This window comes from Thermoplasmata archaeon, assembly GCA_035632695.1.
Classification (GTDB): Archaea; Thermoplasmatota; Thermoplasmata; order RBG-16-68-12; family RBG-16-68-12; genus RBG-16-68-12.
The window spans coordinates 1-1,825 of the sequence record DASQGG010000052.1; the positions used below are offsets into that span (position 1 = coordinate 1).

Annotated in this window: 3 protein-coding genes; all 3 read left to right on the forward strand. The window is 67.2% G+C overall.

Annotated elements, in window-relative coordinates:
- Positions 1–136 precede the first annotated feature (136 nt).
- Positions 137–604, forward strand: coding sequence for a MarR family transcriptional regulator (locus VEY12_04310; GenBank protein HYM39356.1), 468 nt, complete (start codon positions 137–139; stop codon positions 602–604).
- A gap of 12 nt (positions 605–616) precedes the next feature.
- Positions 617–1,417: an ATP-binding cassette domain-containing protein gene (locus tag VEY12_04315; protein HYM39357.1), complete on the forward strand. Its 801-nt coding sequence runs from the start codon at positions 617–619 to the stop codon at positions 1,415–1,417.
- 37 nt (positions 1,418–1,454) lie between these two features.
- Positions 1,455–1,825 (forward strand): ABC transporter permease (locus tag VEY12_04320; GenBank protein HYM39358.1); only part of this gene is annotated, 371 nt, incomplete at its 3' end.

A 1,825-nucleotide genomic window follows, 5' to 3' on the forward strand; every position in this document is an offset into this window, starting at 1 on the left:
CCGTTGCGCTCCACCCAAATGGCGCCTCCCAATAAGCCAATTCCTTGCGGACCCGCCCGGCCGGACGCCCGTCAGGGAATCGGGCACGTAAGAACGACCCGAAGGTTCAAATATGCAATAGTTGCATGACACAACTATGGAAACCGGATCCCCGAAGGCCTGTGCGGGTGAGGTCCTTGACACGGTCCCTTTGATCATGCAGTTCATCCGGGTCGAGATGCGCCGGAGCCGCGGCCCGGGGATTTCCGTGCCCCAGTTCCGGGTCCTGACGTTCCTCAATCGCACGGAGGGCGCCTCCCTGTCCGCGGTCGCGGACCGAGTGGGCCTCAGCCTCCCGGCGATGTCTCGTCTCGTGGACGGGCTCGTGAGCCGCGATCTCGTGCGGCGGGAGGAGTCCCCCGAGGATCGGCGGCGCGTCTTGCTCCATCTCACCAACCTGGGCAAGGACCTAGTCCGGACCGCTCGGGCGGGCGCCCAATCTCGGCTCGCGGAGGTCCTCACAACCCTCCCCATCGCGGAGCGCGGCGACATCGCCCGCGCGATGCAATCCCTCCGGCCTGTGTTCCTCCCGAGGCCGCGGCCGTCGGACTCCCGGGAGGGATGACCCACGCACGTCCTGGAGACGGAAGACCTGACCCGGCGGTTCGGAGAACTCACGGCGGTGGACCGCTTCACCCTGGCCGTGGACGGGGGGGAGGTCTTCGGTCTGCTCGGGCCGAACGGCGCGGGCAAGACGACGGTGATCAAGATGCTCACCACACTGCTCCCCCCGACGTCGGGGACCGCGCGCGTCGCGGGCTTCGACATCCTGCGCCGGCCCAACGACGTCCGTCGCTCCATCGGCTACGTGTCCCAGATCCTCTCCGCGGACGGCAGCCTCACAGGCTTCGAGAACCTCCTGGTCTTCGCCCGCCTCTACGATCTGCCGCGGGACCAGGTGCGGGAGCGGATTCACGAGGCCCTCGGGATCATGGGACTCTCCGACGCCGCGGATCGGCTCGTGAAGACGTACTCCGGCGGCATGATCCGACGCCTGGAGATCGCGCAGTCCATGATCCACCGTCCCAAGGTCCTCTTCCTAGACGAGCCGACCGTGGGTCTCGACCCGCTCGCGCGCCGCGCGGTCTGGGACTACATCCGCCGCCTCCGCACGGAATTCGGCATGACGATCCTCAGGACCACCCACTACATGGAGGAGGCGGAGAGCCTCTGTGACCGCGTCGCGATCATGCACAATGGAAAGATCGCGGCGGAGGGAAGCCCCGCGGAGCTCGAGAAGACGGTCTCCGCCGAGCTCGGGGGGAACCACGTGACGTTCGACGATGTCTTCGCCCACTACACCGGGGGCGAACTCGACTCCGGAGGCAACTACCGTGACACGTCCAGGGTACGGCGAACCGCACGTCGACTTGGGTGACATCGAGGCGCCGCGCTTCGTCGAGCGCGTCGTCCGGATCCCCAAGGCGCTCGCGGACTACGTGAGGAAGACGACCGCCCTCGTCCAGATGGAAGCCCAGAAACTTCGGCACGATCCCACGGAGCTGCTGACCCGCGCCGTCCAGCCCGTCCTCTGGCTCGTCATCTTCGGCGAGGTGGTCACCGCGGCGCGCGCCTTCAACACGGGCAACATCCCGTACCTCAACTTCATCGCACCAGGCATCCTGGCCCAGAGCGTCCTCTTCGTGGCCATCTTCTACGGCATCGCCGCGATTTGGGAACGGGACCTGGGGATCCTCCAGAAGTTCATGGCCACGCCGACGCCGCGATCCGCGCTCGTCCTCGGGAAGGCCCTCTCCGCGGGGCTGCGCGGGCTCTCCCAGATGGT

What these genes read in the sequence shown, in the direction of transcription:
- VEY12_04310 (HYM39356.1), top strand. Translation starts at nt 137, where the DNA reads ATGGAAACCGGATCCCCGAAGGCCTGTGCGGGTGAGGTCCTTGACACG.